The 2210-nt window shown below is 63.1% G+C and carries 2 protein-coding genes and 1 pseudogene; 2 read left to right on the forward strand and 1 reads right to left on the reverse strand.

Features of this window, described 5'->3' with window-relative positions; all coding sequences use genetic code 11:
- The first annotated feature begins 22 nt into the window (after window positions 1–22).
- Window positions 23–424 (forward strand): DUF6691 family protein, encoded by a 402-nt coding sequence (locus VN004_RS09235; protein WP_325609209.1) that lies wholly within the window; start codon window positions 23–25, stop codon window positions 422–424.
- Between the two features lie 60 nt (window positions 425–484).
- Here the strand turns inward: VN004_RS09235 and VN004_RS09240 are convergent, their stop codons facing one another.
- Complete coding sequence (locus tag VN004_RS09240; RefSeq protein WP_280198672.1) at window positions 485–1177, reverse strand: DUF1013 domain-containing protein; 693 nt, start codon at window positions 1175–1177, stop codon at window positions 485–487.
- A gap of 234 nt (window positions 1178–1411) precedes the next feature.
- Between VN004_RS09240 and VN004_RS09245 the strand changes: the two are divergent.
- Window positions 1412–2210: pseudogene (locus VN004_RS09245) on the forward strand (alkaline phosphatase); the annotation flags it as partial.

The raw sequence follows: 2210 nt of genomic DNA on the forward strand, positions 1-2210 counted from the left end.
TGGGAGGGCTGTGATGTCGCGCATGATCACCGCCCTGCTGATCGGCCTCGTCTTCGGAACCGGCATCGCGCTTTCCGGCATGATCAATCCGGCCAAGGTGCTGAATTTCTTCGATGTTGCCGGAACGTGGGACCCCTCGCTCGCCTTCGTCATGGGCGGCGCGCTGATCGTCACGGCAATCGGCTACCGGCTTGTTCTGAAAAACCCGGCGCCGCTTTGCGACACCAGCTTCCACCTGCCGGCCCGCAAAGAGATCGACTTGCCGCTGCTGGCCGGAGCGGGCCTGTTCGGCATCGGCTGGGGCATCGCCGGTTTCTGCCCCGGCGGCTCAATCCCGGCGCTCGGACTGGGCGAACCCGCCGCACTGATCTTCGTCGCCTCGATGATTTGCGGCATTGCCGTCACCCGGCTGATCCGCCGCTGAAACCGCAATAAAAAAGCGCGGGTCAGGCCCGCGCTTTTTGAATAAATATCGAGGCGAGGCTTATTCCTCGTCGTCCTCTTCCGGCTCCGCGCCCTTCAGCGCCGAGAGCTTGGCGAACACGGCATCCGCGTCCAGCTCCGCATCCTCGTCGCGTGGTGCATCGGCCTGCGGGTCGAGGCGCTCGGTGAGCGAAGCCGGCAGCAGCGTATCACCGGTGGGCTGAACCTCGCGGTTGCGGGAAGCGCGCTGCACCTCGATGTCGAGGTCGATCTGCGAGGTCAGCCCCAGCGTCACCGGATCCATCGGCACCAGATTGGCCGCATTCCAGTGACTGCGGTTGCGGATCTGCTCGATGGTCGACTTGGTGGTGCCGACCAGACGCGAAATCTGCGCATCCTTCAACTCGGGATGGTTGCGCACCAGCCACAGGATCGCATTGGGACGATCCTGACGCTTGGACAGCGGCGTGTAGCGCGGGCCCTTGCGCTTGGTCTCCGGCACCCGCACCTTCGGCTCGGAAAGCTTCAGGCGATGGTTCTGGTCCTGCTCGCCGCGCGCGATCTCCTCGCGGCTGAGCTGGCCGGTGATCACCGGGTCCATGCCCTTGATGCCCTGCGCCGATTCGCCATCGGCGATCGCCTTCACTTCGAGCGGATGCAAGCCGCAGAACTGGGCGATCTGGTCGAAGGAAAGCGCGGTGTTGTCGACCAGCCAGACGGCGGTCGCCTTCGGCATGAGAAGCGTATTTGCCATCGAATAAAATCCTCTCGTTCGCCCGCGTCCCGTTACGCGGGCGGTGGTTTTACAAGCCACCGAAAAAGGGAAAATCCGCTTTCCTATAACCGCGTTCGAGCCCGAGAGCAAGAAAATCCGGGCCGAAAGAAGCACGCTCCGGAACGTCATGCTTGTGTCGCGAAACCGTCATCGGGCTGAAATACCGATGGCACAAAGGGAATGCGCATTCTTCTCATGAGGGAAAGAGATCCCATGCGCACCCGTTCGTCACTTGTCGCGGCCATGGCCGCACTTGCCGCATCCGTTTCCCTGCCGGCTCACGCCGATCAGGTCTTCAACCGTATCGCCACGTTCCCGGTCGCCTCCAACCTGCCCGAAGGCACCGATCCGGCCACGGCGACATCCTCCGAGATCATCACCGCCACTGAAGACGGCAATACGCTCGTCTATTCCGACAGCCCGCTGGGCGCCGTCGGCTTCATCGACATCACCGACCCGAAAGCGCCGAAGGCCGGCGGCATCGTCAGGATCGACGGCGAGCCCACCTCCGTCGCCGTCATCGGCAACAGGGTTCTGGCCGGCGTCAACACCTCGAAGAGCTACACCGAACCTTCCGGAAACCTGACAGTCATCGACATCGCCTCGAAGACGATCGAAGCCTCCTGTGATCTCGGCGGCCAGCCGGATTCGGTGGCGGTGAGCAAGGACGGCCGCTTCCTCGCCGTCGCCATCGAGAACGAGCGCGACGAGGACCTCAACGACGGCGAGATCCCGCAGCTTCCCGCCGGCAACCTCAAGATCGTCTCCCTGAAAGACGGTGCGCCCGACTGCGCCACCATCCGTACCGTCGACCTGAACGGCCTTGCCGAAATCGCGCCGGAAGATGCCGAACCTGAATTCGTCGACTTCAACGAGGCCGGCGAGATCGCCGTGACCCTGCAGGAGAACAACCACATCGCCATCGTGAAAGCCGAAACGGGCGAGATCGTCTCGCATTTTTCGGCCGGATCGGTGTCGCTCGAAAACGTCGACACCAAGAAGGATGGCAGGC

This window comes from Pseudorhodoplanes sp. (assembly GCF_035565855.1).
Classification (GTDB): domain Bacteria; phylum Pseudomonadota; class Alphaproteobacteria; order Rhizobiales; family Xanthobacteraceae; genus Pseudorhodoplanes.

Coding starts and splice junctions, on each gene's coding strand:
- VN004_RS09235 (WP_325609209.1), top strand. CDS start 23: ATGATCACCGCCCTGCTGATCGGCCTCGTCTTCGGAACCGGCATCGCG.
- VN004_RS09240 (WP_280198672.1), bottom strand. CDS start 1,177: ATGGCAAATACGCTTCTCATGCCGAAGGCGACCGCCGTCTGGCTGGTC.